The 26,462-nt window shown below is 72.7% G+C and carries 26 protein-coding genes; 24 read left to right on the forward strand and 2 right to left on the reverse strand.

The annotated features are described in order from the left end of the window. Positions 1-26 precede the first annotated feature (26 nt). From dacB to mshA, 21 genes are all read left to right on the forward strand, one after another. Positions 27-1,460, forward strand: a complete 1,434-nt coding sequence (gene dacB / locus Q343_RS0107040) for a D-alanyl-D-alanine carboxypeptidase/D-alanyl-D-alanine endopeptidase (protein WP_248616770.1) — start codon at positions 27-29, stop codon at positions 1,458-1,460. Further along, positions 1,457-2,533, forward strand: a complete 1,077-nt coding sequence (locus tag Q343_RS0107045; RefSeq protein WP_248616771.1) for a zinc-dependent metalloprotease — start codon at positions 1,457-1,459, stop codon at positions 2,531-2,533. The genes dacB and Q343_RS0107045 overlap by 4 nt, the downstream gene beginning before the upstream one ends. Before the next feature lies 1 nt (position 2,534). Next, entirely contained in the window at positions 2,535-3,548 is a 1,014-nt protein-coding gene (gene tilS / locus Q343_RS0107050) for a tRNA lysidine(34) synthetase TilS (RefSeq protein ID WP_029252885.1), read from the forward strand. Positions 3,549-3,577: 29 nt separating this feature from the next. Further along, the gene (gene hpt / locus Q343_RS0107055; RefSeq protein ID WP_029252886.1) at positions 3,578-4,132 is read left to right on the forward strand and encodes a hypoxanthine phosphoribosyltransferase; all 555 of its coding nucleotides are present in this window, start codon (positions 3,578-3,580) and stop codon (positions 4,130-4,132) included. A 106-nt stretch (positions 4,133-4,238) separates the two neighbouring features. Next, complete coding sequence (gene ftsH, locus Q343_RS0107060) at positions 4,239-6,326, forward strand: ATP-dependent zinc metalloprotease FtsH (RefSeq protein WP_029252887.1); 2,088 nt, start codon at positions 4,239-4,241, stop codon at positions 6,324-6,326. Between the two features lies 1 nt (position 6,327). Then, positions 6,328-6,945 (forward strand): GTP cyclohydrolase I FolE, encoded by a 618-nt coding sequence (gene folE, locus Q343_RS0107065; protein ID WP_052366972.1) that lies wholly within the window; start codon positions 6,328-6,330, stop codon positions 6,943-6,945. Positions 6,946-6,990: 45 nt separating this feature from the next. Then, positions 6,991-7,800 (forward strand): dihydropteroate synthase, encoded by an 810-nt coding sequence (gene folP, locus Q343_RS0107070; protein ID WP_052367047.1) that lies wholly within the window; start codon positions 6,991-6,993, stop codon positions 7,798-7,800. A 108-nt stretch (positions 7,801-7,908) separates the two neighbouring features. Continuing rightward, on the forward strand, positions 7,909-9,723 hold the full coding sequence (folK, locus tag Q343_RS14860) for a 2-amino-4-hydroxy-6-hydroxymethyldihydropteridine diphosphokinase (RefSeq protein ID WP_248616772.1): 1,815 nt from the start codon (positions 7,909-7,911) through the stop codon (positions 9,721-9,723). Between the two features lie 8 nt (positions 9,724-9,731). Beyond that, positions 9,732-10,235, forward strand: coding sequence for a DUF3180 domain-containing protein (locus tag Q343_RS0107080; protein ID WP_043109748.1), 504 nt, complete (start codon positions 9,732-9,734; stop codon positions 10,233-10,235). 18 nt (positions 10,236-10,253) lie between these two features. Beyond that, positions 10,254-10,742, forward strand: coding sequence for a PH domain-containing protein (locus tag Q343_RS0107085; RefSeq protein ID WP_029252892.1), 489 nt, complete (start codon positions 10,254-10,256; stop codon positions 10,740-10,742). Next, entirely contained in the window at positions 10,739-12,325 is a 1,587-nt protein-coding gene (locus tag Q343_RS0107090) for a PH domain-containing protein (RefSeq protein ID WP_043109750.1), read from the forward strand. The genes Q343_RS0107085 and Q343_RS0107090 overlap by 4 nt, the downstream gene beginning before the upstream one ends. Continuing rightward, positions 12,322-13,335, forward strand: a complete 1,014-nt coding sequence (locus Q343_RS0107095; RefSeq protein ID WP_029252894.1) for a Rossmann-like and DUF2520 domain-containing protein — start codon at positions 12,322-12,324, stop codon at positions 13,333-13,335. The genes Q343_RS0107090 and Q343_RS0107095 overlap by 4 nt, the downstream gene beginning before the upstream one ends. Next, positions 13,332-14,210 carry a pantoate--beta-alanine ligase gene (panC, locus tag Q343_RS0107100; protein ID WP_029252895.1) on the forward strand — a complete coding sequence of 293 codons (879 nt, stop codon included), beginning with the start codon at positions 13,332-13,334 and terminating at the stop codon, positions 14,208-14,210. The genes Q343_RS0107095 and panC overlap by 4 nt, the downstream gene beginning before the upstream one ends. Positions 14,211-14,242: 32 nt before the next feature. After that, complete coding sequence (gene panD, locus Q343_RS0107105; RefSeq protein WP_029252896.1) at positions 14,243-14,659, forward strand: aspartate 1-decarboxylase; 417 nt, start codon at positions 14,243-14,245, stop codon at positions 14,657-14,659. Further along, positions 14,656-16,392, forward strand: a complete 1,737-nt coding sequence (locus Q343_RS0107110) for an L-aspartate oxidase (RefSeq protein WP_248616773.1) — start codon at positions 14,656-14,658, stop codon at positions 16,390-16,392. The genes panD and Q343_RS0107110 overlap by 4 nt, the downstream gene beginning before the upstream one ends. Further along, positions 16,389-17,318: a carboxylating nicotinate-nucleotide diphosphorylase gene (nadC, locus tag Q343_RS0107115; RefSeq protein ID WP_029252898.1), complete on the forward strand. Its 930-nt coding sequence runs from the start codon at positions 16,389-16,391 to the stop codon at positions 17,316-17,318. The genes Q343_RS0107110 and nadC overlap by 4 nt, the downstream gene beginning before the upstream one ends. A 65-nt stretch (positions 17,319-17,383) precedes the next feature. After that, positions 17,384-18,922, forward strand: coding sequence for a lysine--tRNA ligase (lysS, locus tag Q343_RS0107120; RefSeq protein ID WP_052366974.1), 1,539 nt, complete (start codon positions 17,384-17,386; stop codon positions 18,920-18,922). 17 nt (positions 18,923-18,939) lie between these two features. Continuing rightward, positions 18,940-19,116, forward strand: coding sequence for a hypothetical protein (locus Q343_RS15335; RefSeq protein ID WP_169738965.1), 177 nt, complete (start codon positions 18,940-18,942; stop codon positions 19,114-19,116). Positions 19,117-19,203: 87 nt separating this feature from the next. After that, positions 19,204-19,536 carry a histone-like nucleoid-structuring protein Lsr2 gene (locus Q343_RS0107125; protein WP_029252900.1) on the forward strand — a complete coding sequence of 111 codons (333 nt, stop codon included), beginning with the start codon at positions 19,204-19,206 and terminating at the stop codon, positions 19,534-19,536. 91 nt (positions 19,537-19,627) lie between these two features. Further along, a complete protein-coding gene (locus tag Q343_RS0107130) occupies positions 19,628-20,743 on the forward strand; it encodes a lactonase family protein (protein WP_052366975.1) in 1,116 nt (371 codons plus the stop codon). 10 nt (positions 20,744-20,753) lie between these two features. Continuing rightward, positions 20,754-22,043, forward strand: coding sequence for a D-inositol-3-phosphate glycosyltransferase (gene mshA, locus Q343_RS0107135; protein WP_029252902.1), 1,290 nt, complete (start codon positions 20,754-20,756; stop codon positions 22,041-22,043). 134 nt (positions 22,044-22,177) lie between these two features. Here mshA and Q343_RS0107140 read toward each other — a convergent pair whose 3' ends face one another. Continuing rightward, a complete protein-coding gene (locus Q343_RS0107140) occupies positions 22,178-22,612 on the reverse strand; it encodes a nitroreductase family deazaflavin-dependent oxidoreductase (RefSeq protein ID WP_029252903.1) in 435 nt (144 codons plus the stop codon). A 137-nt stretch (positions 22,613-22,749) separates the two neighbouring features. Between Q343_RS0107140 and Q343_RS0107145 the strand changes: the two genes are divergently transcribed. Next, the gene (locus Q343_RS0107145) at positions 22,750-23,487 is read left to right on the forward strand and encodes a phosphoglyceromutase (RefSeq protein WP_029252904.1); all 738 of its coding nucleotides are present in this window, start codon (positions 22,750-22,752) and stop codon (positions 23,485-23,487) included. A gap of 82 nt (positions 23,488-23,569) precedes the next feature. On the opposite strand, the gene phoU is transcribed toward Q343_RS0107145, so the two are convergent. Next, complete coding sequence (gene phoU, locus Q343_RS0107150) at positions 23,570-24,235, reverse strand: phosphate signaling complex protein PhoU (RefSeq protein WP_029252905.1); 666 nt, start codon at positions 24,233-24,235, stop codon at positions 23,570-23,572. Between the two features lie 214 nt (positions 24,236-24,449). Here phoU and Q343_RS0107155 point away from each other — a divergent pair, with 214 nt between their 5' ends. Both Q343_RS0107155 and Q343_RS0107160 read left to right on the forward strand, forming a co-directional pair. After that, positions 24,450-25,637, forward strand: a complete 1,188-nt coding sequence (locus Q343_RS0107155) for a sensor histidine kinase (RefSeq protein ID WP_052366976.1) — start codon at positions 24,450-24,452, stop codon at positions 25,635-25,637. Continuing rightward, the gene (locus Q343_RS0107160) at positions 25,634-26,338 is read left to right on the forward strand and encodes a response regulator transcription factor (protein ID WP_029252907.1); all 705 of its coding nucleotides are present in this window, start codon (positions 25,634-25,636) and stop codon (positions 26,336-26,338) included. The genes Q343_RS0107155 and Q343_RS0107160 overlap by 4 nt, the downstream gene beginning before the upstream one ends. Positions 26,339-26,462: the final 124 nt, after the last annotated feature.

Consider the following 26,462-nt stretch of genomic DNA (forward strand, 5'->3'; position numbering starts at 1 on the left):
GAACCCGTCATGATTGTCCGACAGGCGTGCGACGACGACGAGGGACGGCGATGGGCTGGGGAGCCAAGGCAGGCAGCACGGTCGCTGCGGTGCTGCTGCTGACGGGCGTCTACCTCACGCTCGACGCGTACGACGTCGTCCCCGGCCTGCTCACCACGGAACCGGCACCCGCGCCCGCCGCCCCGTTCCCCGACTCGCCGGGGGCTGTCGCCGGTGAGCCCCCCGAGCTCGTGACCGTCATGCTCGGCGAGGACGCACCCGTGCCCGCCGCCGCCAGCGTCCAGTCGCTCGTGGACGATCTCGCGGACGACGACCGGCTCGGCACCCGCGTGGGCGTCTCCGTCGTCGACGCGGCGTCGGGGGAGACCCTCGGCACGCACGCACCCGACGCGAGCTTCGTGCCCGCCTCCACGCAGAAGCTTCTCACCGCCGTCGCGGCCCTCAGCACGATCACGCCGGGGACCCGGTTCCCGACCACCGTCGAGCATGCCGGTGACGGCCTCCTCGTCCTGCGCGGCGGCGGGGACACCCTGCTCGCGGCCGGCGCGGGCGACCCCGACGCCGTCAACGGGCACGCCGGACTCGGTGACCTCGCGGACCAGGTGGCGGGCGAGCTCACGTTGACCGGGGACACCAGCGTCACGCTGCGCGTCGACGACTCGCTGTTCACCGGACCCTCCGTCAGCCCCACGTGGGACCCGGGCTTCGTCACCGACGGGTACGCGTCGGCCGTGACGGCGCTCGCGGTCGACGGCGCACGCCTGGAGGACGACGAGTACGCCCCGCGCGCCGACGACCCGAGCCTGGCCGCCGGGGAGATCTTCGCGGAGGCCCTCGCCGACCGGGGGATCACGGTGGACGGCGACGTGAAGCGCGCCACGGTCGAGGCGTCGCCGCTGGTCGGTGCGGTGCAGTCGGCGCCCGTCGAGGACATCGTGGGCTACTTCCTCGAGCACTCCGACAACTCCGTCACCGAGGCGGTCGGACGTCTCGTGGCCCTCCAGGCAGGACGCGAGGGCTCGTTCGACGGGGCGACGAGCGCGGTCACCACCGCGGTCGAGCGGCTCGGCGTCGACCTCACAGGAGCGGAGCTCGTCGACTGCTCGGGCCTCGGCGAGGGCTCCGACCTGAGCCCGACGCAGCTGACCGACGTCGTCGAGCTGATCACGGACCCGGAGCAGCCCCGCCTGCGGCCCGCCGCGGTGCAGATGCCGATCGCCGGTCTCACGGGCACGCTCGACGACCGGTTCGTCGGTGACCCGGGCGCCGGGGTCACCCGGGCGAAGACTGGCAGCCTGTCGAACGTCCGCTCGCTGTCCGGCACCACCGTCACCGACGACGGCCGGATGCTCGCGTTCGCGGTCCTCGCGGACAAGATCCCGGACGAGAACGCCTGGGGTGCGCCGTTCATCATCGACGACTTCGTCGACGAGCTCGCGTCCTGCGGGTGCACGGGGTGAGTGTCGAGGTCATCGACTGGCCGAGCGCGGCGACGATCGCCGGTCGGCTCGCCCGCCCCGGCCCCGACGCCACGCGGCCGCAGCGCGAGGCGCTCGTCGACGGGCTCCGCGCCGCGGCGCGCCGTGCCGTTCCCGCCGTCCTCGACGTCACGGGGATGCGCCCAGCCCCCGAGTCCGAGGCGACGAGCGACCGGCTCTCGGAGGTCCTCGTCGTGGACCGCCCGGGGTGGGCGCGCGCGAACGCCCGCGTCATGAGCGCGATGACCCAGGGGCTCGGCGACGGGCTGACCGAGGCGGAGCGGGCGGGTCTCGCCCGGCCCGCCGTCGCCGTCATGGGAGCCGTCGAGGTCGGGGGAGTCCTCGCAGCACTGTCGAGCCGTGTGCTCGGGCAGTTCGACCCCTACGGCCAGGCCGGCCTGGGACGGCTCCTGCTCGTCGCCCCCAACGTGCTCTCCGTCGAGCGGGCCCTGCGCGTCCGGGCCCGCGACTTCCGGCTCTGGGTGTGCCTGCACGAGCAGACGCACGCGCTGCAGTTCGCGGCGGCGCCCTGGCTGGCCGAGCACCTGCGCGCACGGACGCACTCGTTGCTCGGCTCCGTGACCGAGGGCGCGCGCACCGGCGCCGGCGCTCCCGTGTCGCAGAGGCTGCGGACCGCGGGCCGGGCCGTGGTCGGGGTCGCGCGCGGGCAGGGAGTCACCGGCGGGATCATGACACCGGAGCAGCAGGACGAGCTGTCCGAGATCACCGCCGTGATGGCGCTGCTCGAGGGGCATGCCGACGTGATGATGGACGCCGTCGGCCCGAGCATCGTCCCCACGGTCGCAGCCATCCGCCGCCGCTTCGAGCAACGCCGCGACGGCGCCGGGCAGAGTCCCGTCGACAGCATCCTGCGCAGGGTGCTGGGGATGGACGCCAAGCTCGCGCAGTACCGCGACGGTGCCCGGTTCGTCCGAGGCGTCGAGGCGGTGGTCGGGCGCGACCGGCTCAACACGGTCTGGACCAGCGTCGAGACGCTCCCGACGGCAGCCGAGATCCGCGACCCCGACGCGTGGGTCCGCCGGGTCCGTCCCTGAGATGGTTGGCCCGCACCCCGCGGAGGCCGCGCTCCGCCGCGCCGTCCGGGACTCGCTCGCCGACCTCGACGACGACGCGCTCGTCCTCGTCGCCTGCTCCGGCGGGGCCGACTCGTTGGCGCTCGCCGCGGGGCTGGCGTTCGTCGCACCACGGCGCGGGCTGCGGGCCGGTGCCGTCGTGGTCGACCACGCCCTCCAGGCCGGGTCGGACGACGTCGCGGGGCGCGCAGCGAGACAGTGCCAGGACCTCGGGCTCGACCCCGTCGTCGTCGAGCGCGTCCGGGTCGGCACCGCCGGTGGCCCGGAGGCGGCGGCCCGGACCGCCCGCTACGACGCGCTCGAGCGCGCGGCACGCGACCTCGGGGCGCAGGCGGTGCTGCTGGGCCACACGCGCGACGACCAGGCCGAGACCGTCCTGCTGGGGCTCGGCCGTGGCTCGGGCGCGCGGTCGCTCGCGGGCATGGCGCCCCGTCGTGGACCGTGGCGCCGTCCGATCCTGGGCCTGCGCCGGCGTGACACCGAGGCCGTCTGTGCCGCACGCGGTCTGGACCCGTGGACCGACCCGACCAACCTCCTGCCCGCCGGGCCGCGCGCCGGGGTGCCGCGCCGGACCCAGGTGCGCCACGTCGTCGTGCCGGTGCTCGAGGACGTCCTCGGCCCCGGTGCCGTCGACGCACTCGCGCGCAGCGCCGACCTCCTGCGCGACGACGCCGACCTCCTGGACACGCTCGCGGACGCGCTCGGCAGCCGGGCCGAGCGGCCCACCGACCTCCCCGGTGGTGTGGCGCTCGACACGGCCGCGCTCGCGGAGGCGCCCCGCCCGCTGCGGCGTCGCGTCCTGCGCGCGGCGGCTCGTCGTGCCGGATGCCCTGCAGGTTCGCTCTCCCTGCGGCACGTCGAGGCCATGGACGACCTGGTCGTGGACTGGCACGGGCAGAAGCCGCTCGACCTCCCCGGAGGCGTGGCCGTCGCCCGCAGGTGTGGCACGCTTGTGCTTGGCCCGCCTCGGGCCTGACCGTTGACTTCTCGCCCTTGGGAGCACACGTGGAACCGTCCGACCTCGGAACCGACCTGGCACGAGTTCTGCTCACCCAGGAACAGCTCGAATCACGTCTCGACGAGATGGCGCAGAAGATCGACGAGGACTACGCGGGCAAGGACCTGCTGCTCGTGGGCGTGCTCAAGGGCGCGGTCATGGTGATGGCGGACCTCTCGCGCCGCCTGCACCACCCCGTGCACATGGACTGGATGGCCGTCTCCTCGTACGGCTCGGGGACCAAGTCCTCCGGCGTGGTGCGGATCCTCAAGGACCTGGACGCCGACCTCACCGGCCGCCACGTGCTGATCGTCGAGGACATCATCGACTCCGGCCTGACGCTCTCGTGGCTCGTCTCCAACCTGCGCAGCCGTGGCCCGGCCTCCGTCGAGATCGCGACGATGCTGCGCAAGCCCGACGCCGCGAAGGTCGAGGTCGACGTCCGGTACACCGGGTACGACATCCCGAACGAGTTCGTCGTGGGCTACGGACTCGACTTCGCCGAGAAGTACCGGAATCTGCCGTTCGTCGGCACGCTCGCCCCGCACGTCTACTCGAGCTGAGCCACGCTCTGGGCGAACAGCCCAGCGAACGCTCAGAGTTTCCGTGTAGTTTCGCAGGCCAACCGTTGTGCGACTGGAGGGATCCGGGGGTAGTGCCCCGCCGCCGATGAACGCCAAGAAAATCTTCAGTGGTCCGTACGTATGGATCGTCCTCGGATTGCTGCTGCTGTGGATCGCGTTCGCGACCCTTCGCACACCGAGCACGCAGCCCGTCGAGACTTCGCAGGGACTCGAGCTCCTCGCCGGTGACACCGTCGAGAGCGCGCTGATCGTCGACGGCGACCAGCGCGTCCAGCTGGAGCTCTCCGAGGACTTCACGTACGAGGACGAGGACGGCGAGGAGCAGAACAAGGGCACGACGGTCCAGTTCTACTACGTCCAGCCGCAGGGCGACTCGGTCGTCGCCGCGATCGAGTCCGCGGACCTGGCGGACGGGTACGACTCCGAGGTCCCGCAGCCGTCGTTCCTCGGGTCGATGCTGTCGTTCATCATCCCGTTCCTGATCATCGGCGTCGTCTTCTGGTTCCTGCTCTCGCGGATGCAGGGCGGCGGTTCCAAGGTCATGGGCTTCGGCAAGTCCAAGGCCAAGCTGGCCTCGAAGGACACCCCGCAGGTGACGTTCTCCGACGTCGCGGGTGCGGAGGAGGCCGTCGAGGAGCTCTACGAGATCAAGGAGTTCCTCTCCGAGCCCGAGAAGTTCCAGGCCGTCGGCGCCAAGATCCCCAAGGGCGTCCTGCTCTACGGACCTCCCGGAACCGGCAAGACCCTGCTCGCCCGCGCCGTCGCGGGGGAGGCGGGCGTCCCGTTCTACTCGATCTCCGGCTCCGACTTCGTCGAGATGTTCGTCGGTGTGGGCGCCAGCCGTGTGCGTGACCTGTTCACGCAGGCCAAGGAGAACTCTCCGGCGATCATCTTCGTCGACGAGATCGACGCCGTCGGGCGACACCGCGGTGCCGGCATGGGCGGCGGCCACGACGAGCGGGAGCAGACCCTCAACCAGCTGCTCGTCGAGATGGACGGGTTCGACGTCAAGACGAACGTCATCCTCATCGCGGCGACCAACCGTCCCGACATCCTCGACCCGGCGCTCCTGCGCCCGGGACGCTTCGACCGCCAGATCGCCGTCGAGGCCCCCGACCTCAAGGGCCGCGAGGCGATCCTGCGCGTGCACGCCGCGGGCAAGCCGATCGTCCCGGACATCGACCTGAACGCCGTCGCCCGCCGGACCCCCGGGTTCACCGGTGCCGACCTCGCGAACGTCCTCAACGAGGCCGCGCTGCTCACCGCCCGCTCGGGAGCCCAGCTGATCGACGACCGGGCGCTCGACGAGGCCATCGACCGTGTCATCGCCGGACCGCAGAAGCGGACCCGCGTGATGAACGTCAAGGAGCAGAAGGTCACCGCGTACCACGAGGGTGGCCACGCGCTCGTCGCCGCCGCGATGCGCTACACGGACCCCGTCACCAAGGTGACGATCCTGCCGCGCGGCCGGGCCCTCGGCTACACCATGGTCATGCCGATGGAGGACAAGTACTCCACGACGCGCAACGAGCTGCTCGACCAGCTCGCGTACGCGATGGGCGGCCGCGTCGCCGAGGAGATCGTCTTCCACGACCCGACCACGGGCGCGAGCAACGACATCGAGAAGGCGTCGTCGATCGCGCGCAAGATGGTCACCGAGTACGGCATGAGCGACCGGGTCGGCGCGATCCGCCTCGGCACGTCCGGCGGCGAGCCCTTCATGGGACGCGACATGGGCCATCAGCGCGACTACTCCGAGTCGGTCGCCGGCACCGTGGACCACGAGGTGCGCAAGCTCGTCGAGGCGGCGCACGACGAGGCGTGGTCGGTGCTCACCGAGTACCGCGACGTGCTCGACGCGCTCGTCCTCGCGCTCCTTGAGAAGGAGACGCTCAACCAGGCGGAGCTCGCCGAGGTCTTCGCCCCGGTGGTCAAGCGCGAGCCGCGCGACGTCTGGCTCTCCTCGGAGCAGCGGACCGTGCAGACCCGCGGACCCGTCCTGACGCCGGCCGAGCAGGCCGAGCAGAAGGGCGAGGTCGTCCCGCAGGACGAGGCGGCGGCCGCCGCGGACGAGCTGCCCGCCGAGCACATCGGCGAGGTGCCTCCGAGCAGTGCGGTCGACAGCCCCGTGGAGCGTCAGGCCGACGGCGAGTCGACCCCGGATCGCGACTGACGTGGGCGAGACCCCGGACGTCGGAGCAGACCTGCCCGGCCCCGACGTCGTCCCGCCCTATGACGAGGCTCGGGCGCGCGCCGCGGTGCGCGAACTGTTGCTCGCGGTCGGGGAGGACCCCGACCGCGAGGGTCTGGTCGAGACCCCGGACCGGGTGGCCCGCGCGTACCGCGAGATCTTCGCGGGGCTGCGTCAGGAGCCCGCGGACGTCCTGACCACCACGTTCGACATCGGCCACCAGGAGATGGTGCTCGTCAAGGACATCGAGGTGTACTCGACCTGCGAGCACCACCTCGTCCCGTTCCACGGCGTCGCGCACGTGGGGTACATCCCCAGCGCCGACGGCCGCATCACGGGCCTGTCGAAGCTCGCGCGTCTGGTGGAGGTCTACGCCCGTCGCCCGCAGGTCCAGGAGCGGCTCACCACGCAGATCGCCGACGCCCTCGTCGAGCACCTAGACCCCCGCGGGGTCATCGTCGTGATCGAGTGCGAGCACCTGTGCATGGCGATGCGCGGAGTCCGGAAGCCGGGCGCGCGGACCGTCACGTCCGCGGTGCGCGGGCAGATGCGCGACGGCACGACCCGCGCCGAGGCCATGAGTCTCGTCCTCGGGCGGTAGCCGGCCGTGCTGCCCGACCGCCTTGCCGTCGACCGCACGCTCGTCATGGGCGTCGTCAACGTCACACCCGACTCCTTCTCGGACGGCGGCCGCTGGTTCACCCCCGACGCCGCCGTCGCGCACGGCCGGGCACTCCTGGCCGAGGGCGCGGACATCCTCGACGTCGGCGGTGAGTCGACCCGACCGGGAGCCGGGCGCGTGAGCGTCGACGACGAGCTCGCCCGTGTGCTGCCCGTCGTCGAGGCCCTCACGGGGCTCGGCGCCGTCGTCAGCGTCGACACCACCCGCGCGGTCGTGGCCGAGAAGGCCGTCGAGGCGGGGGCGCTAATCGTCAACGACGTCTCCGGCGGCCTCGCCGACGCCCGGATGTACGAGACGGTCGCGCGCCTCGGCGTCGTCTACGTCCTGATGCACTGGCGCGGCCCCTCGGACGTCATGGACGACCTCGAGGCGTACGACGACGTCGTGCTCGACGTGCGCGAAGAGCTCGCCCGACGGGTCGAGGCCGCCTGTGCCGCGGGCGTCGACCGGTCGGACCTCGTCGTCGACCCCGGCCTCGGGTTCTCCAAGGCAGGAGCGGCCAACTGGCCTCTGCTCGCCCGCCTGCCCGAGCTCGACCTGGGCCTCCCCGTCCTCGTCGGCGCCTCCCGCAAGAGGTTCCTCGGGCACCTGCTCGCCGACGACGACGGCACCCCCGCGCCCCCGGAGCGGCGGGATCACGCCACGGCCGCGCTCAGCGCTCTGGCGGCCGCCTCCGGGGCGTGGTGCGTCCGCGTCCACGACGTCCGTCCCAGCGCCGACGCCGTCCGAGTTGCTGCCGCCTGGGGAGAGGCGGAGTCTGCAGGGAAGGTGTGAGAAGGTTCAGGGCGGTCTTCACAGAGCGCCACGGACCGTGAACGAACGATGCAGGAGGACGACGTGAGCCAGTTTCCCGGAGGGCTTCTGGGGCCCGATGGATTTCCCTTGGACACCATTCGTCTGGTGGGGATCCGCGCGACCGGGTATCACGGGGTGCTCGACCACGAGAAGCGCGACGGCCAGGAGTTCGGCGTCGACGTCACGCTGCACGTGGACACGCGCGCGGCCGCCGCGGGGGACGAGCTCTCCGCGACCACGAGTTACGCCGACGTCGCGGCCGACGTCGTCGACATCGTCACGGGGCCGTCCGCGGACCTGATCGAGACGGTCGCCGAGCGCATCGCCGCGACCGTCCTGACCAACCCGGGCGTCCACGGCGTCGACGTCACCGTGCACAAGCCCGAGGCCCCCATCCCGGTCCCGTTCGACGACGCCGCCGTCTCGATCCGTCGCGACCGGGTGGTGCGCCGACCCGCCGTCGCGCCCGTGCCGATCGGCGGATCCGCGGAGGAGTCCGCGCTCGAGAACCTCCCGCCCGCCCCGGTCGTCGTCGGCCACGTGCGACTGCCTGACGACGGCGCGGCCGCGACCGTCCCGGCAGCCGCACCTGTTCCCCCGCCGCCGGCGGAGGCACCCGCGGCAGCTGTTCCCGCCGGCGCCATTCCCGCCGACGCTGTGCCCGCGGAAGCGATGGCCGCCGAGCCCGCGGCCGCCGAGCCCGCGCCCGCCGAGCCGGCGTACGTCATCGACGCGCCGTCCTTCGAGCCGACGGCCGCCGCTGCCCCGCTCGCGGTCGACGAGAGCGACGTGCACACCGTCGGCGAGGGTGAGGCGCCCGTCGAGCCCGACGACGCGGGGACGGGCCCGGTCGCCGTCGACGAGATCATCGCCCCGACGGAACCCGAGCCCGAGCCCGAGCCTGAGCCTGCGGTACCGGCGGCCGCGGCCGGCGACGTCATGGACATGGTCCCCGAGAAGTTCGTCGACGTGGTGCTCGCTCTCGGGTCGAACGTCGGGGACTCGAAGCAGTCGCTGCGCGACGCCGTCACCGACCTGGACCGGATCCAGGGGCTCGAGCTGCGTGAGGTCGCGCCGCTCGCGCGGACGGAGGCGGTCGGTGGCCCCGACCAGGACGACTACCTGAACACCGTCGTCATCGCCCGCACGACGCTCTCGCCGCGGTCGCTGCTGCACGAGTGCCAGGCGGTCGAGACCGCGCACGGACGCGAACGGGCCGAGCGCTGGGGTCCGCGCACGCTGGACGTCGACATCGTGAGCTACGGGTCGATCGTCGACGAGACCCGTGACCTGACGCTCCCGCACCCTCGGGCTCGGGAGAGGGCGTTTGTCCTGGAGCCGTGGGCCCAGATCGACCCCGACGCAGTGCTGCTCGGCCTCGGTGGCGGCCCGGTGGCGGCCCTCGCGGGTACGGCGCCGGACGCCGGCGGGATCCGATGGATGGCGCTCGACTGGTTGACCGACGCGCCGATGTCGGGACCCCAGGAGACCGTCGCACCGGCGGAGGTGCAGGAGGCACCCGCGCCCGCACAGGCACCCGCGCCCGCACCGGCGGTCGCGCCTCCAGCGGATCCGGCCCCGGTGCACGACGAGCGTCCCGCACCCGCCCAGCAGCCGGTGCCGGTCGCGGCGGCGTCGACCGCGCCGCCCACCCCGGCCCCGTGGGCACCCCCCGAGAGCTTCCAGCCCGTGGGGTACGGCCGTCCCGCCGAGCGTGACGTCGAGCGCCCCGACTTCCCGGCGCGTCCGCAGCCCGTGGGCCCACGGCCCGTCGACTCGCAGGGCCTGCCCGCCCAGGTGACGGGGCAGCAGCCGAACGTGCCCTCGACCCCGGAGTCCTGGACGCCGTCCGCGCCGCAGCGCCGTCGCGTCCTCGGTCCGCCTGACGACACCACGAGCTGAGCCGGATCGTGCAGCGGACGTCACTGCGCACGCTCGTCCTCGTCGTGCTCGTCACGGCCGCCGTGGCGTGGACGGTGCTGCGGGTGGTCGAGAGCACCGGTGCGTACGTCTCGCCGGTCCCGTGGATCGTGGACGCGGCGCTCGTCGTGCTCGCCCTGGGCGTGCTCTGGGCCGGGTGGACGGTGCGCCAGTACATCGCGGGCGACCGTCCCTCGTTGAGCGGTGTCCGGGCCGGGCGGACCCTGATCCTCGCGAAGGCGGCCTCGTTGGCCGGGTCGCTGCTCACGGGCTGGTACGGCTCACAGGTCCTGCTCGTCGCCGGCCAGTTCGGGATCGAGGCGCGGGCCGACAAGGCCGTGGCTGCCGGGGTCGCGACGCTGTGCGCGGTGGGTCTCGTCGGGGCCGGCCTCGTCGCCGAGCACTGGTGCCGCGTGCCGCCGTCCGACCAGGACGACGAGCAGAGCACACGCGGGCCGGAGGAGGAGTCCGGAGAAGCGGGCGCGCACGCCTGACGGTGCCACAATGCATCCATGACTTCGAGCGGACCGTTCGACCCTGACGGCATCACGTGGACGCGTGTCTCGACGCGCCTGGTGCACGCCCGGCTGATCACCGCGGGCCTGACGCTCGCCGTACCCCTGGTGGTGGGAGTCGTCCTCGCGCTGACGCTCTCGCCGTGGTGGTGGTTCCTCGGTGGCGGTGCCGCGGTGGTGCTCCTGGAGTCGATCGTGGTCATTCCCCGCCAGGTCGCGGCCATCGGGTACGCCGAGCGCGACGACGACCTGCTGATCCGCCGGGGCATCCTCTTCCGCACCCTTGTCGTGGTGCCGTACGGCCGGATGCAGTACGTCGACGTGCAGGCCGGCCCGTTGGACCACCGGCTCAAGATCGCCACCCTCCAGCTGCACACCGCGAGCACGAGCACCGACGCGACGATCCCGGGCCTGCCTCCGCACGAGGCTGACCGGCTGCGGGACCAGCTGGCCGCGCGGGGCGAGTCCCGGCTGGCCGGCCTGTGAGCGAGGAGAACCTCCGCTGGCGGCGCGTCCACCCGGTGACACCGCTGGTGCGCGGGTGGGGGATCTTCCTGGCGGCGCTCGTCGTGGTCGCCAACACCCAGATCGACAACATCGGCGCAGGCGGGGGCATCCCGGGATTCGGGGACCTGCTCTGGTCGATCGTCGGCCTGGTGGTCGTCCTGGTCCTCGGGATCGGGTTCGCCGCGCTGTCGTGGCGGTACATGAAGTACGCGATCGGCGAGGACACCGTCCAGGTCAACTCCGGGATCCTCTTCCGGCAGCAGCGGCGCGCACGGCTCGACCGGCTGCAGGCAGTCGACGTCGTCCAGCCGCTGCTGGGCCGGATCTTCGGCCTGGCGGAGCTCAAGCTCGAGGTCGCCGGTGGCGCGGACTCCGGGATCAAGCTCGGGATGCTCTCGTTGTCCGAGACCGAGGCTCTGCGCAACGAGCTGCTCGAGCGTGCGGCCGGGGTGCGGCAGGCCAAGCGGGCCGAGACCGCGGGGCAGGAGCCCGGAGCGTCGGACGCCCTGCCGACCGGGACGACGGGCACGGCCGCGACCGAGGACGGCGAAGGGCACGGCGAAGGGCTCGGCACCGTCGAGGTCGACGAGGCCGGTGTGCCCGGCGTGCCAGTCCGTGCCTCCGCCGGAGCTCCCGCGGACGCCGACGTCGTCCTGGAGGCGACCGCCGCACCGGAGCGGCCGGTCTTCGACGTCCCGGCGGGGCGCCTCGTCGGGTCGATCCTGCTCTCGTGGGAGCTGCTCGCGTTCGTCGTGGCGGTCCTCGCGCTCGCCGGGGTCGTCGCCGGGACGCGTGAGCCGTTCCTGCTGTTCGTCGTGCTCCCGGGCCTGCTGGGGTTCGGGGCGTTCGCGGTCTCGCGGTTCACCCGGGAGTTCGGGTTCGCGGCCGGGATCTCGCCCGACGGGATCCGGTTGCGCAGCGGTCTGCTCGAGACGCGCCGTCAGACCATCCCGCCGGGCCGGGTGCAGGCCGTGGTCGTGCACCAGCCGCTGCTCTGGCGCCGGCGGGACTGGTGGCGCGTCGAGGTGAACGTCGCCGGGTACGGGGGCTCGAAGGAGTCGGCCGCCGAGAGCGTCCTGCTGCCCGTGGGGACCCGGGCGGACGCGCTGCTCGCGGTCTGGCTCGTGCTGCCCGACTTCGGCACGGACGACCCCGTGGCCGTCCTGACGGAGGGGCTCGTCGGCGTCGGACCGAGCGAGCGGACCACCGTCTCGCCGCGGCGTGCCCGCTGGGTGGACCCCTGGTCGTGGCGCCGCAACGGCTGGTCGGTCACGGACCGCGCGCTGCTCCTGCGCTCGGGGTACTTCCACCGCACGCTCGACGTCGTCCCGCACGAGCGCACCCAGTCGCTGGGTCTGCAGCAGGGCCCGTTGCAGCGGCGGCTGGGCGTCGTCACGTTCGCCGTGCACTCGACGCCCGGGCCGGTCTCGCCGGGCTGCCCGCACCTCGACGAGTCGGACGCCGTGGCCCTGACGGTCGCGCAGGCGGCTCGGGCACACGAGGCGCGCGAGCACGCGACGCCTGAGCAGTGGATGCGCACGGTCAGCGAGGGAGTGCTGTGAGCGCCGGGGTCGGTGCGCGCCCCGGTCGCCTGGGTGTCGGGGTCGTCGGCGCCGGTCGGGTCGGCGCCGTGCTCGGCAGTGCTCTCCGTGCCGCCGGCCACGTGGTGGTCGGGGCGAGCGGGGTGTCCGAGGCGTCGCGCGAGCGCATCGACACGCTGCTGCCCGGGGTCCCCGTGCTCGAGGTCCCGGACGTCGTCGAACGCGCGGAGCTGGTGGTCCTGGCCGTTCCCGACGACGCACTCGCCTCAGTGGTCGAGGGCCTCGCCACGACCGGGGCCTGGCAGCCCGGGCAGATCGTCCTGCACACCTCGGGCCGGTACGGCGCGAGCGTGCTCGACCCCGCGCGGCAGCGCGGTGCGATTCCGCTGGCGGTGCACCCGGCCATGACGTTCACCGGGACGTCCCTCGACCTGGCCCGTCTCGAGGGGACGACGTTCGCCGTCACCGCCCCCGGGCCGGTGCTGCCGATCGGGCAGGCGCTGGTCGTCGAGATCGGCGGCGAGCCGGTCGTGGTCGACGAGGCCGCCCGGGGGCTCTATCACGCGGGCCTCGCCCACGGGGCGAACCATCTGGTGGTGCTCGTCGCCCAGGCCGCCCAGGCGCTCGCGGCCGCCGGGGTGGAGCGTCCCGGCCGGGTGCTGGAGCCGCTGCTCGGGGCCGCGCTGGACGGCGCGCTGCGCGCGGCGGACTCGGGCACGACCGCGCCGCTGGAGCCCCTGGAGCCCCTGACCGACGGCGAGGTCGACCTCGCCGACGATCTCCCGGCGGCGCGCGAGGGGTCCCCGGGGGCGATCGCCGCGCTGACCGGACCGGTGGCCCGGGGAGACGTCGGCACCGTCGTCGAGCACCTGCGCGTGCTCGAGGAGCTGGCCACCACGCAGGGCGCGACAGACGTCCCGGCGTCCTACCGGGAGCTCGCCCGGGCCGCGACGAGGCGTACCCTCGCCACGGCCCGTATCGACCGCCACCAGGCCCAGGGCCTGCTGGACGCACTGGAGGAAGACGAATGACCGCCGTCGTGCACACGCGCACGGACCTCGCCGCCGCGCTCGACGCGCATCCGGGCACGGGCCGTCGCGCCGTCGTGATGACCATGGGAGCGCTGCACTCGGGGCACCTCCTGCTCGTCGACGCCGCGCGCGACGCCGTCGGCTCCCAGGGGCAGGTGGTCGTGACGATCTTCGTCAACCCCCTGCAGTTCGGCCCCCACGAGGACCTGGACGCCTACCCGCGGGACCTGCCGGGCGACGTCGAGAAGCTGCACGGCCGTGGCGTCGACGTCGTCTTCGCGCCCGAGCGGGAGACCGTCTACCCGGGCGGCGACCCGCGCGTGACCGTCAGCGCCGGGCACCTCGGCACCATACTCGAGGGTGCGCAGCGTCCCGGGCACTTCGACGGCGTGCTCACCGTCGTCCACAAGCTGCTGCGGCTCACGCGGCCCGACGTCGCGGTCTTCGGCGAGAAGGACGCGCAGCAGCTGCTCGCGGTCCGGCGGCTCGTCCTCGACCTCGAGCACGACGTCGAGATCCTCGGCGTCCCCACGGCACGCGACGACGACGGGCTCGCCCTGTCCTCGCGCAACGCCTACCTGAGCGCGGGGCAGCGGACCGACGGACTGGCTCTCTCGCGGGCGCTCGCCGCCGGCCGTGCCGCCGGTCCCCGGGGCGCGTCAGCCGTCCTCGCGAGCGCCTCCACGGTGCTCGCGGACGTCCCCGGGGTCCGGGTGGACTACCTCGCGCTCGTCGACCCGGTTACCGTAGAGGAGGTCGACCCGTCCTTCAGCGGACGCGCGCTCCTGCTCGTGGCAGGACGAGTCGGGACTACCCGGCTGCTCGACAACGTTGCGGTAGAAGTGACCGCTCTCCCCGAGGAAGGATCGTCGTGAGCAACCCCGCGCCCGCGTCCCTGCAGCGTCCGATGATGATCGGCAAGATTCACCGTGCCACCGTGACGCAGGCCGACCTGCACTACGTCGGCTCGATCACCGTGGACGTCGACCTGCTCGAGGCGGCGGACCTGTACCCGGGCCAGCGCGTCGACGTCGTCGACGTCACCAACGGCTCGCGCCTGACGACCTACGTCATCCCGGGCGAGCGCGGGGCCGGCGAGATCTGCATCAACGGCGCCGCGGCCCACCACGTACGCCCGGGCGACGTCGTGATCCTCATCGCCTACGGGATGATGAGCTCCGCCGACGCGCGGCACCACCTGCCGAACGTCGTGTTCGTCGACGAGAAGAACAAGATCGTCGAGATCTCCGACGAGCCCGGCCAGGTGCCCGACGGCTACGACCTCGAGCCGTCCGGCGTCCCGATCCACGAGTTCCAGGCGTGACCGACGGCCCCCTGGGTCCGGTGCACCTGGCACGGACCCTCGCGGCCCCCGACCCCGGGTGGACCACCCGCGCCGACGTGATCGTCGTCGGTTCCGGCATCGCCGGCCTCACCGCCGCGCTCGAGCTGCGCACGCGGGTGCCGCGCGTGCTGCTGGTGACCAAGGGTCAGCTGTGGTCCGGATCGACCGTCTGGGCGCAGGGCGGCATCGCCGCGGCCCTCGCGCCGACGGACTCGCCGGCCGCGCACCTGGCCGACACGCTGGCCGCCGGCGGGGGAGTCTGCGACCCGGCCGCCGTCGAGGTGCTGGTCACGGAGGGCCCCGACCGTCTGCGCGAGCTCGTGGCCCGCGGCGCGACGTTCGACCTCGACGACGGCGGCCAGATCGCCCTGACCCGCGAGGGTGGGCACGGCGCCGACCGGATCGCGCACGCCGGTGGCGACGCGACGGGGGCCGAGATCTCCCGCGCTCTCGTCGCGCAGCTGGAGGCCGTGCGCAACGACCCTGGTATCGAGGTGATCGAGAACGCCCTCGTCCTTGACGTCCTGACCACGGACCCGCACGACGACGGTGCTTCCCGGGCCTGCGGTGTCACCCTGCACGTGCGGGGCGAGGGGTCGCGCGACGGCGTCGGACAGGCGCTCGCGGGGGCCGTCGTGCTCGCCACGGGCGGGATCGGGCAGGTCTTCCGCTCCTCGACCAACCCGCCCCAGGCCACGGCGGACGGCCTCGCGGCCGCACTGCGTGCCGGTGCCGAGCTCGGTGATCTCGAGTTCGTCCAGTTCCACCCGACGGTGCTCTGGCTCGGGTCCGCGGCCCAGGGGCAGCTGCCGCTGATCTCCGAGGCGGTCCGCGGGGAGGGCGCGGTGCTCCTCGACGTCGACGGCGTCCCCTTCATGCAGGGGGTCCACCCGATGGCCGACCTCGCCCCGCGCGACGTCGTCGCCCACGCGATCGTCCGCCGGATGGCCGCCACCGGCACGGACCACGTCCTGCTCGACGCCCGGCACCTGGGCGCGGACTTCCTCCGACGGCGGTTCCCCACCATCACCGCGCGGCTCGCGGACCAGGGCATCGACTGGACCGAGGTTCCCGTCCCCGTGGCCCCGGCGCAGCACTACCACTCGGGCGGCGTCGTCACGGACCTCGACGGCCGGTCGACGATCGACGGCCTCTACGCCGTCGGCGAGGTCGCGTGCACGGGCGTGCACGGAGCCAACCGGCTCGCGTCCAACTCCCTGCTCGAGGGGCTCGTCTTCGCCCACCGTGCCGCGCACGCGATCGCCGACCGGGTCGCGCGCGGTGAGCTCCGGCCCGGCACCCCCGCCCGACGTCCCGGTCCCTCGGCCCTGGTCCCCGCCGCTGCGCGCGCCAAGATCCAGGCGACGGCGGCTGCCGGCCCCGGGGTGATCCGCACCGACGACGGGCTGCGCCGCGCCGCCGCCCGTCTGGCCGGCGTGCCGACGGACGCGCACCTGCGGCACGCGGGGACGAGCGTCCTCGCCGCACCCCAGACGGCCGAGTGGGAGACCACCAACCTGCGCCAGATCGCCGCGGCGCTCACGGCCGCGGCCCTCGCCCGGACCGAGAGCCGCGGCGGTCACTACCGTGCCGACCACCCGGACCTCGACCCTGCATGGGCCCGACGGGTCACCGTGGCGCTGGCCGACGACGGGGAGCTCGTGGTCACGGCCGGTGCGGACCGGGCCGCCGACGCTACCGTTCTCCCGTGACCTCCCTGCCTGACGCCGTCCCGTCCGCCGTCCCGTCCCTGGTCGACCCGCCGCTCGCACCGGCGTGGATCGCCCGCGCCGTCGAGACCGCGCTTGACGAGGACCTCGGCGCGGCGCCCGGTCGGGACGTCACGACCCAGGCGACGGTCGACCCGTCGGACACCGGGGTGGCCGACCTCGTCGCGCGCGCCGAGGGCGTCGTCGCCGGCCTCGTCGTCGTCACCGAGACGCTCCGCCAGGTCGCGCAGCGCTTCGGCCTGCCCGAACCGGAGGTGACGTTCTCCGCCCGGGACGGGGACGCCGTCGTGCGCGGACAGGTCCTGGCCACCCTGAGCGGCCCCACGCAGGTGCTCCTGACGGCCGAGCGGACGCTGCTCAACCTCGCGAGCCGCGCGTCCGGCGTGGCGACGGCGACCCGTGCGTGGGCCGACGCCCTGGCCGGGACCGGTGCGCAGGTGCTCGACACGCGCAAGACGACGCCCGGGCTCCGCGCGCTGGAGAAGTACGCCGTCCGCGCGGGTGGCGGCACCAACAAGCGCATGGGTCTGCACGACGTCGCGATGGTCAAGGACAACCACGTGGTCGCGGCCGGCTCGGTGCGCGCCGCGATCGAGGCCGTCCGTTCACGCTTCCCGGACGTGCTGATCCAGGTCGAGGCCGACACGGCCGAGCAGGCCGACGAGGCGCTCGACGCCGGTGCCGACTTCCTGCTCCTCGACAACATGCCGACGCCCGTCCTGGAGGCGACCGTCGCCGCGGTCCGTGCCCGCGAGGCCACGGTCGGCCGGATCGAGCTCGAGGCCACCGGCAACCTGACGCTCGACCGGGCGCGCGAGGTCGCGCAGACCGGGGTCGACTACCTCTCCGTCGGGGCGCTGACGCACTCGGCGCCGATCCTCGACCTCGCCCTCGACCTGCGGTCCTGATCACACCGGGCCCCGAGTACGTCCGGGCCGACCAGGGACCGGACCACGGTCGGTAGGATTGCCGGGTGACTTCCTCTGACATCCCCGCTGTGCCCGACGCGACCGACGAGACCCCGGAGCAGGTGCGCGTGCGGCGCGACAAGCGCGAGCGCATCCTCGCCGAGGGTGGCGAGGCGTACCCCGTGGGGGTCCCGCGCACGCACACGATCGCGCAGGTCCGGTCCGGGTGGAGCCACCTCGAGACCGGCGAGGAGACCGAGGACGAGGTCGGCGTCGCCGGGCGTGTGGTGTTCCTGCGGAACACCGGCAAGCTCTGCTTCGTCACGCTGCAGGACGGCGAGGGTGCCCGCCTGCAGGTGATGCTGAGCCAGGCCGTGGTCGGGCCGGAGTCGCTCGCGGCCTTCAAGGCGGACGTCGACCTCGGCGACCACCTCTTCGCCCACGGCCGGGTCATCAGCTCGCGGCGCGGGGAGCTCAGCGTCTTCGCGGACGAGTGGAAGATCGCGGCCAAGGCGCTGCGTCCGCTGCCCAACCTCTACGAGCGCGAGGACGGCACCGCCGTCGAGCTCTCCGAGGAGGCGCGTGTCCGTCAGCGGTACGTCGACCTGATCGCCCGTCCGGCGGCCCGCGACATGGTGCGCGTCCGTTCCGGCGTGATGCGCTCGCTGCGCGACAACTTCCACGGGCGCGAGTTCATCGAGGTCGAGACCCCGATGCTGCAGACGATCCACGGCGGTGCGGCGGCGCGGCCCTTCATGACGCACATGAACGCCTACGACATCGACCTGTATCTGCGCATCGCCCCGGAGCTCTTCCTCAAGCGCGCCGTCGTCGGCGGTGTCGAGCGGGTCTTCGAGATCAACCGCAACTTCCGCAACGAGGGTGCGGATTCCACGCATTCGCCGGAGTTTGCGATGGTCGAGGCGTATGAGGCCTATGGTGACTACAACACCATGGCCGAGCTGACGAAGAACCTCGTGCAGAAGTCCGCCGAAGATGTGTTCGGGACCACAAAGGTCACGCTTCCCGGTGGTGAGGAATACGACCTCGGTGGTGACTGGGCCGACCTTTCGCTCTACCACTCCCTATCCGAAGCCTTGGGCGAAGAAATTACGCCCGAGACCTCGGTGGACCACCTCATGCAGAAGATCGACCGTTTCGAGCTCTCGGTCGACCCGAAGTCGGCGAATCACGGAAAGCTGGTCGAAGAGCTCTGGGAGCACCTGGTCGGCGACAACCTCTACGCGCCGACGTTCGTCCGGGACTTCCCGGTGGAGACCTCCCCGCTCACCCGCGCGCACCGCAGCCGCGACGGCGTCGTCGAGAAGTGGGACCTCTACGTCCGCGGCTTCGAGCTCGGCACGGCGTACTCGGAGCTGGTCGACCCTGTCGTGCAGCGCGAGCGCTTCGAGGCGCAGGCGCTGCTCGCCGCCGCGGGCGACGCCGAGGCGATGCGGCTGGACGAGGACTTCCTCACGGCGATGGAGTACGCCATGCCGCCGTCGGGGGGCATGGGGATGGGGATCGACCGCCTGCTGATGGCGCTGACCGGCTACGGCGTCCGGGAGACCATCCTCTTCCCGCTCGTCAAGCCGATCGCCTGAGCGCGTAGGATTGCGTCGTGGATTCCCTCTGGCCGGCACTCGCCGCACTCGTCCCGTCGATCGGCGTCGGGCTCCTCTTCTGGTTCGCAATGCGTGCCGTTATTCGCGCGGACCGCAATGAGCGGCTCGCGGTCGCGCGAATGGAAGCAGAAGAGGACGCGCGTGACGCAGCCGGCTCGAAAGATGCGAGCTGAATTCCCCTTTCCATATTGACGGGAAAGCCGATCCGTGCGATTCTCAGGTTGAAATTGCACTTCAATCCTGACGTGAGGTAGGCACCCGTGGCCCAGAAGGTCCAAGTCATTTTGATCGACGACATCGATTCCGGTAATGCAGACGAGACCGTCACGTTCGCGCTTGACGGCGTCTCGTACGAGATCGACCTCAGCACGGAGCATGCGGCCGAGCTTCGTGACTCCTTCGCGCAGTGGATCGCCAACGGCCGAAAGGTCGGGGGCCGTACGGCAAAGCAGGGGCGTCGTTCTTCACGCCCGGCTGGACGCTCGTCCAACGCGACGCAGGTCCGTGAGTGGGCTCGCGAGAACGGCCACACGGTCAGCGACCGTGGGCGCATCTCGGCCGAGCTGCAGGAGGCGTACGACGCCGCGCACTGATCGCACCGACCACAGGCCCCGCACCCGTCAGGGGTGCGGGGCCTGTGGCGTGCGGGCGCACGAGGGCGGCCCGCCTCGGTAGGGTCGGCAGATGACCTCTGAGACGACCCCTCGCACCCCGTCCGTCCCGTTGTGGGTCGGCACCGTCCCGCTGTGGATCGGCACGTTCCCGGCCGCAGGGCTGGGCACCGAGCCCGATCGGGGCGAGGGTGTCTGGCGTGTCGACGTCGACGCCGCCACGGGTGCGTTCACCGCTCCCGTCCAGGTGGTCACGGCACCGTCGCCCTCGTTCCTCGCGCTGCACCCCTCCGGCCGGACGCTCTATGCCGCGTCCGAGACCGACACGGGAGTCGCGGTCGTCCTCGCCGTCGACGCCGCGCGGGAGTCGCTCGAGCCCGTCACCTCCGTCCCGACCGGCGGCCCCTCGCCGTGCCACGTCTCGGCGACGCCCGACACGGTCTGGCTGGCCAACTACGGCGGCGGCTCGGTCGCACGATTCCCGGTGGACGAGGACGGGCTCCCGCTCGCGACGTCGTCGGTCGACCAGCACGAGGGCAGCGGCCCGGACGCCGACCGTCAGGGGGGCCCACATGCGCACTTCGTGGCCCCGGTCGGGGACGAGGTGTGGTCCGCGGACCTCGGCACGGACCAGCTCGTGCGCTACACGCCCGACGGTGCCGTGATCGGTGCTGTGCAGATGCCCGCCGGGACGGGGCCGCGTCACTTCGTCCACGTCCCCGGAGCGGTCCTCGTCGTCGGCGAGCTCGACCCGGCCGTGTTCGTGGTCTCCCTGGGTGACGAGGAGTCCGCCGAGCCCACCGTCACGCACACCTACCCTTTGGGGTCGGCCACCTCGGAGCCCCGCCCGTACCCCTCGCACGTCGCACTGTCTCAGGACGGCTCGCGCCTGTACGTCGCGGTGCGCGGCGCCGACACGATCGTGGCCTACGCGGTCGAGACGTCCGGCACCGAGGTCTCGCTGCGTGCGCTCGCCGAGAGCCCGATCGGCGGGGCCTGGCCGCGCCACTTCGCCGTCGTCGCCGGGCCGACGGCGGACGACGACGGCGACCTCGTCGTCGTCGCGCAGCAGAACGGCGACGAGCTGACCAGCCTGCGCGTCGACCGCGTCACCGGCCGGGCACGCGTCCTCGGCAGTGTGAGCCTTCCCGCCCCCGGATGCGTACTCGTCGACTCCGTCGAGGGCTGATACTGGTCGCATGGACCTTGCCGCACCCGGGCGCCCCGTGCGCGTCGCGATGATCTGCGTGCACACGTCCCCCCTGGACCGGCCCGGGAGCGGGGACGCGGGCGGCATGAACGTCTACGTGCTCGAGCTCGCCCGCGCGCTGGCCGCGCGCGGGGCCGCCGTCGAGATCTTCACCCGGGCCACCTCGTCGAGCCAGCCGCCGTGCGTCGAGGTCGAGCCCGGCGTCGTCGTGCGCCACGTCCCGGCCGGCCCGTTCGAGGGACTCGACAAGAACGACCTGCCCGGCCAGCTCTGCGCCTTCGCAGCCGGGCTCCTGCGCGCCGAGGCGGGGCGCGAACGCGGGTGGTACGACGTCGTGCACAGCCACTACTGGCTGTCCGGGGAGGTCGGGTGGCTCGTCGCGGACCGGTGGGACGTCCCGCTGGTGCACACCATGCACACGATGGCCCGGGTCAAGAACGCCGCCCTCGCTCCCGGCGACGTGCCGGAGCCGGCCGGCCGGATCATCGGCGAGGAGCAGGTGACCGCCGAGGCCGACGCCCTGATCGCCTCGACGGCCGCCGAGGCCGACGACCTCGTGCGGGAGTACGACGCCGACCCGGCCCAGGTGCACGTGGTGCCCCCGGGCGTGGACCTGCAGAACTTCGCCCCGGTCGGGCCGGGCCGCGAGGCTGTCCGGGCTCACCTCGGCGCGTGCGGTGCCGAGGTGGACGACGCGGGGCTCGTGGTCTTCGCCGGTCGCGTCCAGGCGCTCAAGGCACCCGACGTCCTCGTCCGCGCGCTCGGCGTCATGCGGGCGGCGGGGGAGCCGGTCCCCGTCCTCGCCATTCTCGGCGGGGCGTCGGGACGTCCGACGGCGGTGCGAGAGCTCGAGGCGCTGGCCGCGGTCGAGGGGGTGGCCGACCGCGTCGTGGTGCTGCCGCCCGTGGACCGGGCCGAGCTCGCCACGTGGTTCCGTGCGGCCGACATCGTCGCCGTGCCGTCGCACAACGAGTCGTTCGGCCTCGTCGCCGCCGAGGCGTCGGCCTGCGGCACCCCCGTGGTCGCGGCGTCCGTCGGCGGGCTGCGGACGATCGTCGTCGACGACGTCTCCGGTGTCCTCGTCCCCGACCACGAACCCGTCACGTGGGCGGCCGAGATCGGCGCGCTGCTCGGTGACCCCGAGCGGCGGGCCCGTCTCGGGGCCGGAGCCGTGCAGATCGCCCAGCAGTTCGGGTGGGACCGGACCGCGCAGGGCGTGCTCGACGCCTATTCCGCGGCCCTCGACGCGCGCGCCTCGCTCGAGCTCGTCCGGGGCTGACCCGTCGGTCGAGCGTCCCTGTCGGTCGAGCTTGTCGAGACCGGGTATGTCGTCTCGACGGGCTCGACGAGCGCTGCCTCCACCGGTCGAGCGGCACCCCGTCGGTCGAGCCTGTCGAGACCGGGCGTGTCGGGCTACACGGCCTCGAGCACGATCACGGGGATCTCGCGCTCGGTGCGCGTCTGGTATTCGGCGTAGTCGGGCCAGACCGCGACGGCGCGCTCCCACCACAGGGCCTTCTCCTCGCCCGTGACCTCGCGGGCGCGGTAGTCGCGCCGCTCGGCGCCGTCTTGCAGCTCGACGAGGTCGTGGGCGCAGATGTTCCGGTACCAGACCGGGTGCTTCGGCCCGCCGCCCTGGGAGGCGACGACGGCGTAGCTGCCGTCGTGCTCGACCCGCATCAGCGGCGTCTTGCGGAGTGCTCCCGAGCGGGCGCCCAGGGTCCAGAGCACGATGATCGGCACGTCGCGCATCGTGTTGCCCTGGGTCCCGCCGGAAGACTCGAAGAGCTCCACCTGGTTGCGGACGAACTCGTCGGGACTGGGGGAGTACGGTGCGTCCAGAGGCATGGCTCCAGTCAACGCTCCCGCGCTCCAGAACGCCAGCCATGCCTGCTCCGGCCGTGTCGAGGCCAAGAGTTGACCCTCGACGGACCGCCAGACGGGACGATCGTGTCATCGACGTGACCGTAGGGCACGATAGACCCATGACTTACACACTCGTGCTTCTTCGCCACGGCGAGAGCGAATGGAACGCCAAGAACCTCTTCACGGGCTGGGTCGACGTCCCGCTGTCGGAGAAGGGCGTGGAGGAGGCTCGGCGCGGCGGTCAGCTGCTGACCGACGCCGGCGTCACGCCCGACGTGCTGCACACCTCGCTCCTGCGCCGCGCGATCATGACCGCGAACCTCGCGCTGGACGCGGCGGACCGGCACTGGATCCCGGTCAAGCGCAACTGGCGCCTGAACGAGCGCCACTACGGCGCGCTGCAGGGCAAGAACAAGAAGGAGACGCTCGACGAGTACGGCAACGAGCAGTTCATGCTGTGGCGCCGCTCGTACGACACCCCGCCGCCGGAGATCGAGCTGGGCTCGGAGTTCTCCCAGGACCAGGACCCGCGCTACGCGGACGCCCCGGTGGTGCGGACCGAGTGCCTCAAGGACGTCCTCGAGCGCGCACTCCCGTACTGGGAGGGTGAGATTATCCCCGACCTCAAGGCCGGCAAGACGGTCCTCGTTGCCGCGCACGGCAACTCCCTGCGCGCCATCATCAAGCACCTCGACGGCATCTCGGACGAGGACATCGCGGGTCTGAACGTCCCGACGGGCATCCCGCTCCTCTACGAGCTGGACGAGGACTTCAAGCCTGTCACGCCGGGCGGGACCTACCTCGACCCCGAGGCGGCCAAGGACGCGATCGCGGCCGTGGCGAACCAGGGTCGCTGACCTCCCAAGCCGTACGACGACGGCGCCGCACCCTCGCAGGGTGCGGCGCCGTCGTCGTCGGTCCGGGCGGACCCGGCGTGCGTCAGTTGTCGTGGTGGCTGTGGGCCGCGCTTTCCAGCTCGCCGGTCACGAGGAACTCGATGCGGCGCGCGATCGACACCGCGTGGTCGCCGAACCGCTCGTAGAAGCGGCTCAGGAGCGTCGCGTCGATGGTCTGCTGCGCGTCCTCGGTCCACCCCTCGTCCAGCATCGTGGTGAACGTCTGGCGGTGGAGCTGGTCGAGGATCGCGTCGTCGGCCTTGACCTGCGCGGCGAGCTCGAGGTCGCGGTTCTCGAGGAGGCCCTGGACACGCCGAGCCGCACGCGTGGCGGCCTCGTGCATCTCGCGCAGGGTCGGCTCGAGCACGGGGACGGCCCGGTCGGGGTAGCGGCCTCGGGCGATCTGCGCGATGTGCCGGGCGAGGTCGCCCATCCGCTCCAGTGTCGAGCTCATCCGCAGCGCGGTGACGACGATCCGGAGGTCCGTGGCGACCGGTGCCTGCTGGGCCAGGATGTAGAGGCAGCGCTCGTCGAGCGCGCGCTCGATCGTGTCGATCGCCAGGTCGTCGACGATCACTTCCTGCGCGAGCTGGTGGTCGGCGTCGATCAGGGCGCGGCCGGCGCGGTCGATCGCCTCGGCGACCAGCGCGCTCATCTCCTGCAGGTCGTCCCCGACCTGCTGCAGCTCCGCCTCAAAGATCTCCCGCATGGCTGCCCTCTCCTCGGGCACACTGGGGCCCGTCGTTCGGTGCGCCGAAGGGCGCACACGTGTGGTTCGTGAGTCTTCACCATTCCACGGGCACTCGCACCAGACCAGTCGATAGGGTGAACAACCCTCGACGGCCGCGTGAATAGTCGACGTCCTGGCGGCCCGGGTGCGCCGTTGCCGCTCCCGGCGCACCCCTGCCCCGTACGCTGGCGTCGTGGACGGAGCAATCGACGGGGCGACAGTGCTCGTGGCGGGCGTCATCGGCGTCGTGGTCGGTGTGGTCGCCGCTCTCGCGTTCCGATGGAGCGAGCGTGAGCACCGCCATGCGCCGCCGGAGCAGCCGCCCGAGCTGCAGGACGGGCTGGTCCGCGTGCTCGCGGTGCTGCGCTCTGCGGCGGTCGTCCTCGACACCGACGGCGACGTGCTGCGGGCGAGTCCGCCGGCGTACGCGCTCGGCGTGGTGCGCGACGACGTGATCGCGCACCCGGCCATCCGCGAGCTCGTCGACGCGGTCCGGCGGGACGGGGTGATCCGGGACGAGGAGCTCGAGGTCGCCCGCGGGCCGGTCGGGCGCGGGACGGTTCTGCTCCAGGTGCGGGTGGCTGCGATCGGCCCCGACCACCTGCTCGTCCTCGCCGAGGACCGCACCGAGTCCGCACGCGTCGAGGCGATCCGTCGCGACTTCGTCGTCAACGTCTCCCACGAGCTCAAGACCCCTGTCGGGGCGCTGTCCCTGCTGGCCGAGACCGTGCAGGACGCCGCGGACGACCCGGTGGCCGTCCGACGCTTCGCCGGACGCATGCAGTCGGAGGCCACGCGCCTGTCCGCGCTCGTCCACGAGATCATCGAGCTCTCCCGCCTCCAGGTGGCCGGGGCGCTCCAGGAGGTCCGGGTGGTCCCGGTCGGCGACGTCGTCGGCGAGGCGATCGACCGCGCCCGCACCACGGCGGCGGCGAAGGGGATCACGATCACCGCCGGTGGGACGCAGGACGCGACCGTCTACGGCGACCACAACCTGCTCGTGACCGCGCTGCGCAACCTCGTCGACAACGCCGTCTCGTACTCGCCCGGCGGGACGCGGGTGGGGGTCGGCGTGAGCATCGCGGAGGGGGCAGGCCTGGTGGAGATCGCGGTCGTCGACCAGGGCATCGGGATCGCCCCGGACGCCCAGGACCGGGTGTTCGAGCGCTTCTACCGGGTGGACCCCGCGCGGTCGCGCGACACCGGGGGCACGGGCCTCGGGCTGAGCATCGTCAAGCACATCGCGGCCGACCACGGCGGCGAGGTCACCATGTGGTCCGAGCCGGGCCGGGGCTCGACCTTCACGCTGCGGATCCCCGTGGCACGCACGTCCGTCGCGGACAGCGACGGTTCGACCGACAACGAGGAGGTGGATGCGTGACGCGCATCCTGGTAGTTGAGGACGAGGAGTCGTATCGCGACCCGCTGACGTACCAGCTCACCCGGGAGGGGTACGACGTCGTCGCCGCGGCCGACGGGAACGAGGGCCTCGCCGCGTACGACGCGGGCGGGGCGGACATCGTCCTGCTCGACCTGATGCTGCCCGGCCTCAGCGGGATGGAGGTCTGCCGCGAGCTCCGTCAGCGCGGTGACGTCCCCGTCATCATGCTGACGGCCAAGGACTCCGAGATCGACAAGGTGGTCGGCCTCGAGCTCGGCGCCGACGACTACGTCACCAAGCCGTACTCGTTCCGCGAGCTGCTCGCCCGCGTCCGCGCCGTCCTGCGTCGCCGTGGGGCGGGGGATGCTCCGGTGGCGGAGGAGTCCGAGAACGAGCTGCTCTCCGTCGGGCGCGTCCAGATGGACGTCGACCGGCACACCGTGACCGTGAACGGCGAGCTCGTCCCGTTCCCCCTGAAGGAGTTCGACCTGCTCGAGTACCTGCTGCGCCACGCCGGCCGGGTGCTGACCCGGGGGCAGCTGATCGACCGCGTCTGGGGGTCGGACTACGTGGGGGACACCAAGACGCTTGACGTGCACGTCAAGCGGGTCCGGGCGAAGATCGAGGAGGATCCTTCCTCACCGTGCTTCCTCCTGACGGTGCGTGGCCTGGGGTACAAGATCTCCGACGACGGTGCGTGATCCCGGAGGGTGACGTGCGACGGGGTGGACGACACGGTGGCAAACGGTCCGTGAGCGTTCACCCCGTGTTCACCGCAGAAGTCCATCGCCTTCACCCGGGCTCCTTAACGTCGTCCTCGACACC

The sequence above is a fragment of the Paraoerskovia marina DSM 21750 genome, from assembly GCF_000701465.1.
Classification (GTDB): domain Bacteria; phylum Actinomycetota; class Actinomycetes; order Actinomycetales; family Cellulomonadaceae; genus Paraoerskovia; species Paraoerskovia marina.

What these genes read in the sequence shown, in the direction of transcription:
- phoU (WP_029252905.1), bottom strand. Translation starts at nt 24,235, where the DNA reads ATGCGGGAGATCTTTGAGGCGGAGCTGCAGCAGGTCGGGGACGACCTG.
- Q343_RS0107140 (WP_029252903.1), bottom strand. Translation starts at nt 22,612, where the DNA reads ATGCCTCTGGACGCACCGTACTCCCCCAGTCCCGACGAGTTCGTCCGC.
- tilS (WP_029252885.1), top strand. Translation starts at nt 2,535, where the DNA reads ATGGTTGGCCCGCACCCCGCGGAGGCCGCGCTCCGCCGCGCCGTCCGG.
- Q343_RS0107085 (WP_029252892.1), top strand. Translation starts at nt 10,254, where the DNA reads ATGACTTCGAGCGGACCGTTCGACCCTGACGGCATCACGTGGACGCGT.
- panC (WP_029252895.1), top strand. Translation starts at nt 13,332, where the DNA reads ATGACCGCCGTCGTGCACACGCGCACGGACCTCGCCGCCGCGCTCGAC.
- mshA (WP_029252902.1), top strand. Translation starts at nt 20,754, where the DNA reads ATGGACCTTGCCGCACCCGGGCGCCCCGTGCGCGTCGCGATGATCTGC.
- panD (WP_029252896.1), top strand. Translation starts at nt 14,243, where the DNA reads ATGATGATCGGCAAGATTCACCGTGCCACCGTGACGCAGGCCGACCTG.
- Q343_RS0107130 (WP_052366975.1), top strand. Translation starts at nt 19,628, where the DNA reads ATGACCTCTGAGACGACCCCTCGCACCCCGTCCGTCCCGTTGTGGGTC.
- ftsH (WP_029252887.1), top strand. Translation starts at nt 4,239, where the DNA reads ATGAACGCCAAGAAAATCTTCAGTGGTCCGTACGTATGGATCGTCCTC.
- Q343_RS0107145 (WP_029252904.1), top strand. Translation starts at nt 22,750, where the DNA reads ATGACTTACACACTCGTGCTTCTTCGCCACGGCGAGAGCGAATGGAAC.
- folP (WP_052367047.1), top strand. Translation starts at nt 6,991, where the DNA reads ATGGGCGTCGTCAACGTCACACCCGACTCCTTCTCGGACGGCGGCCGC.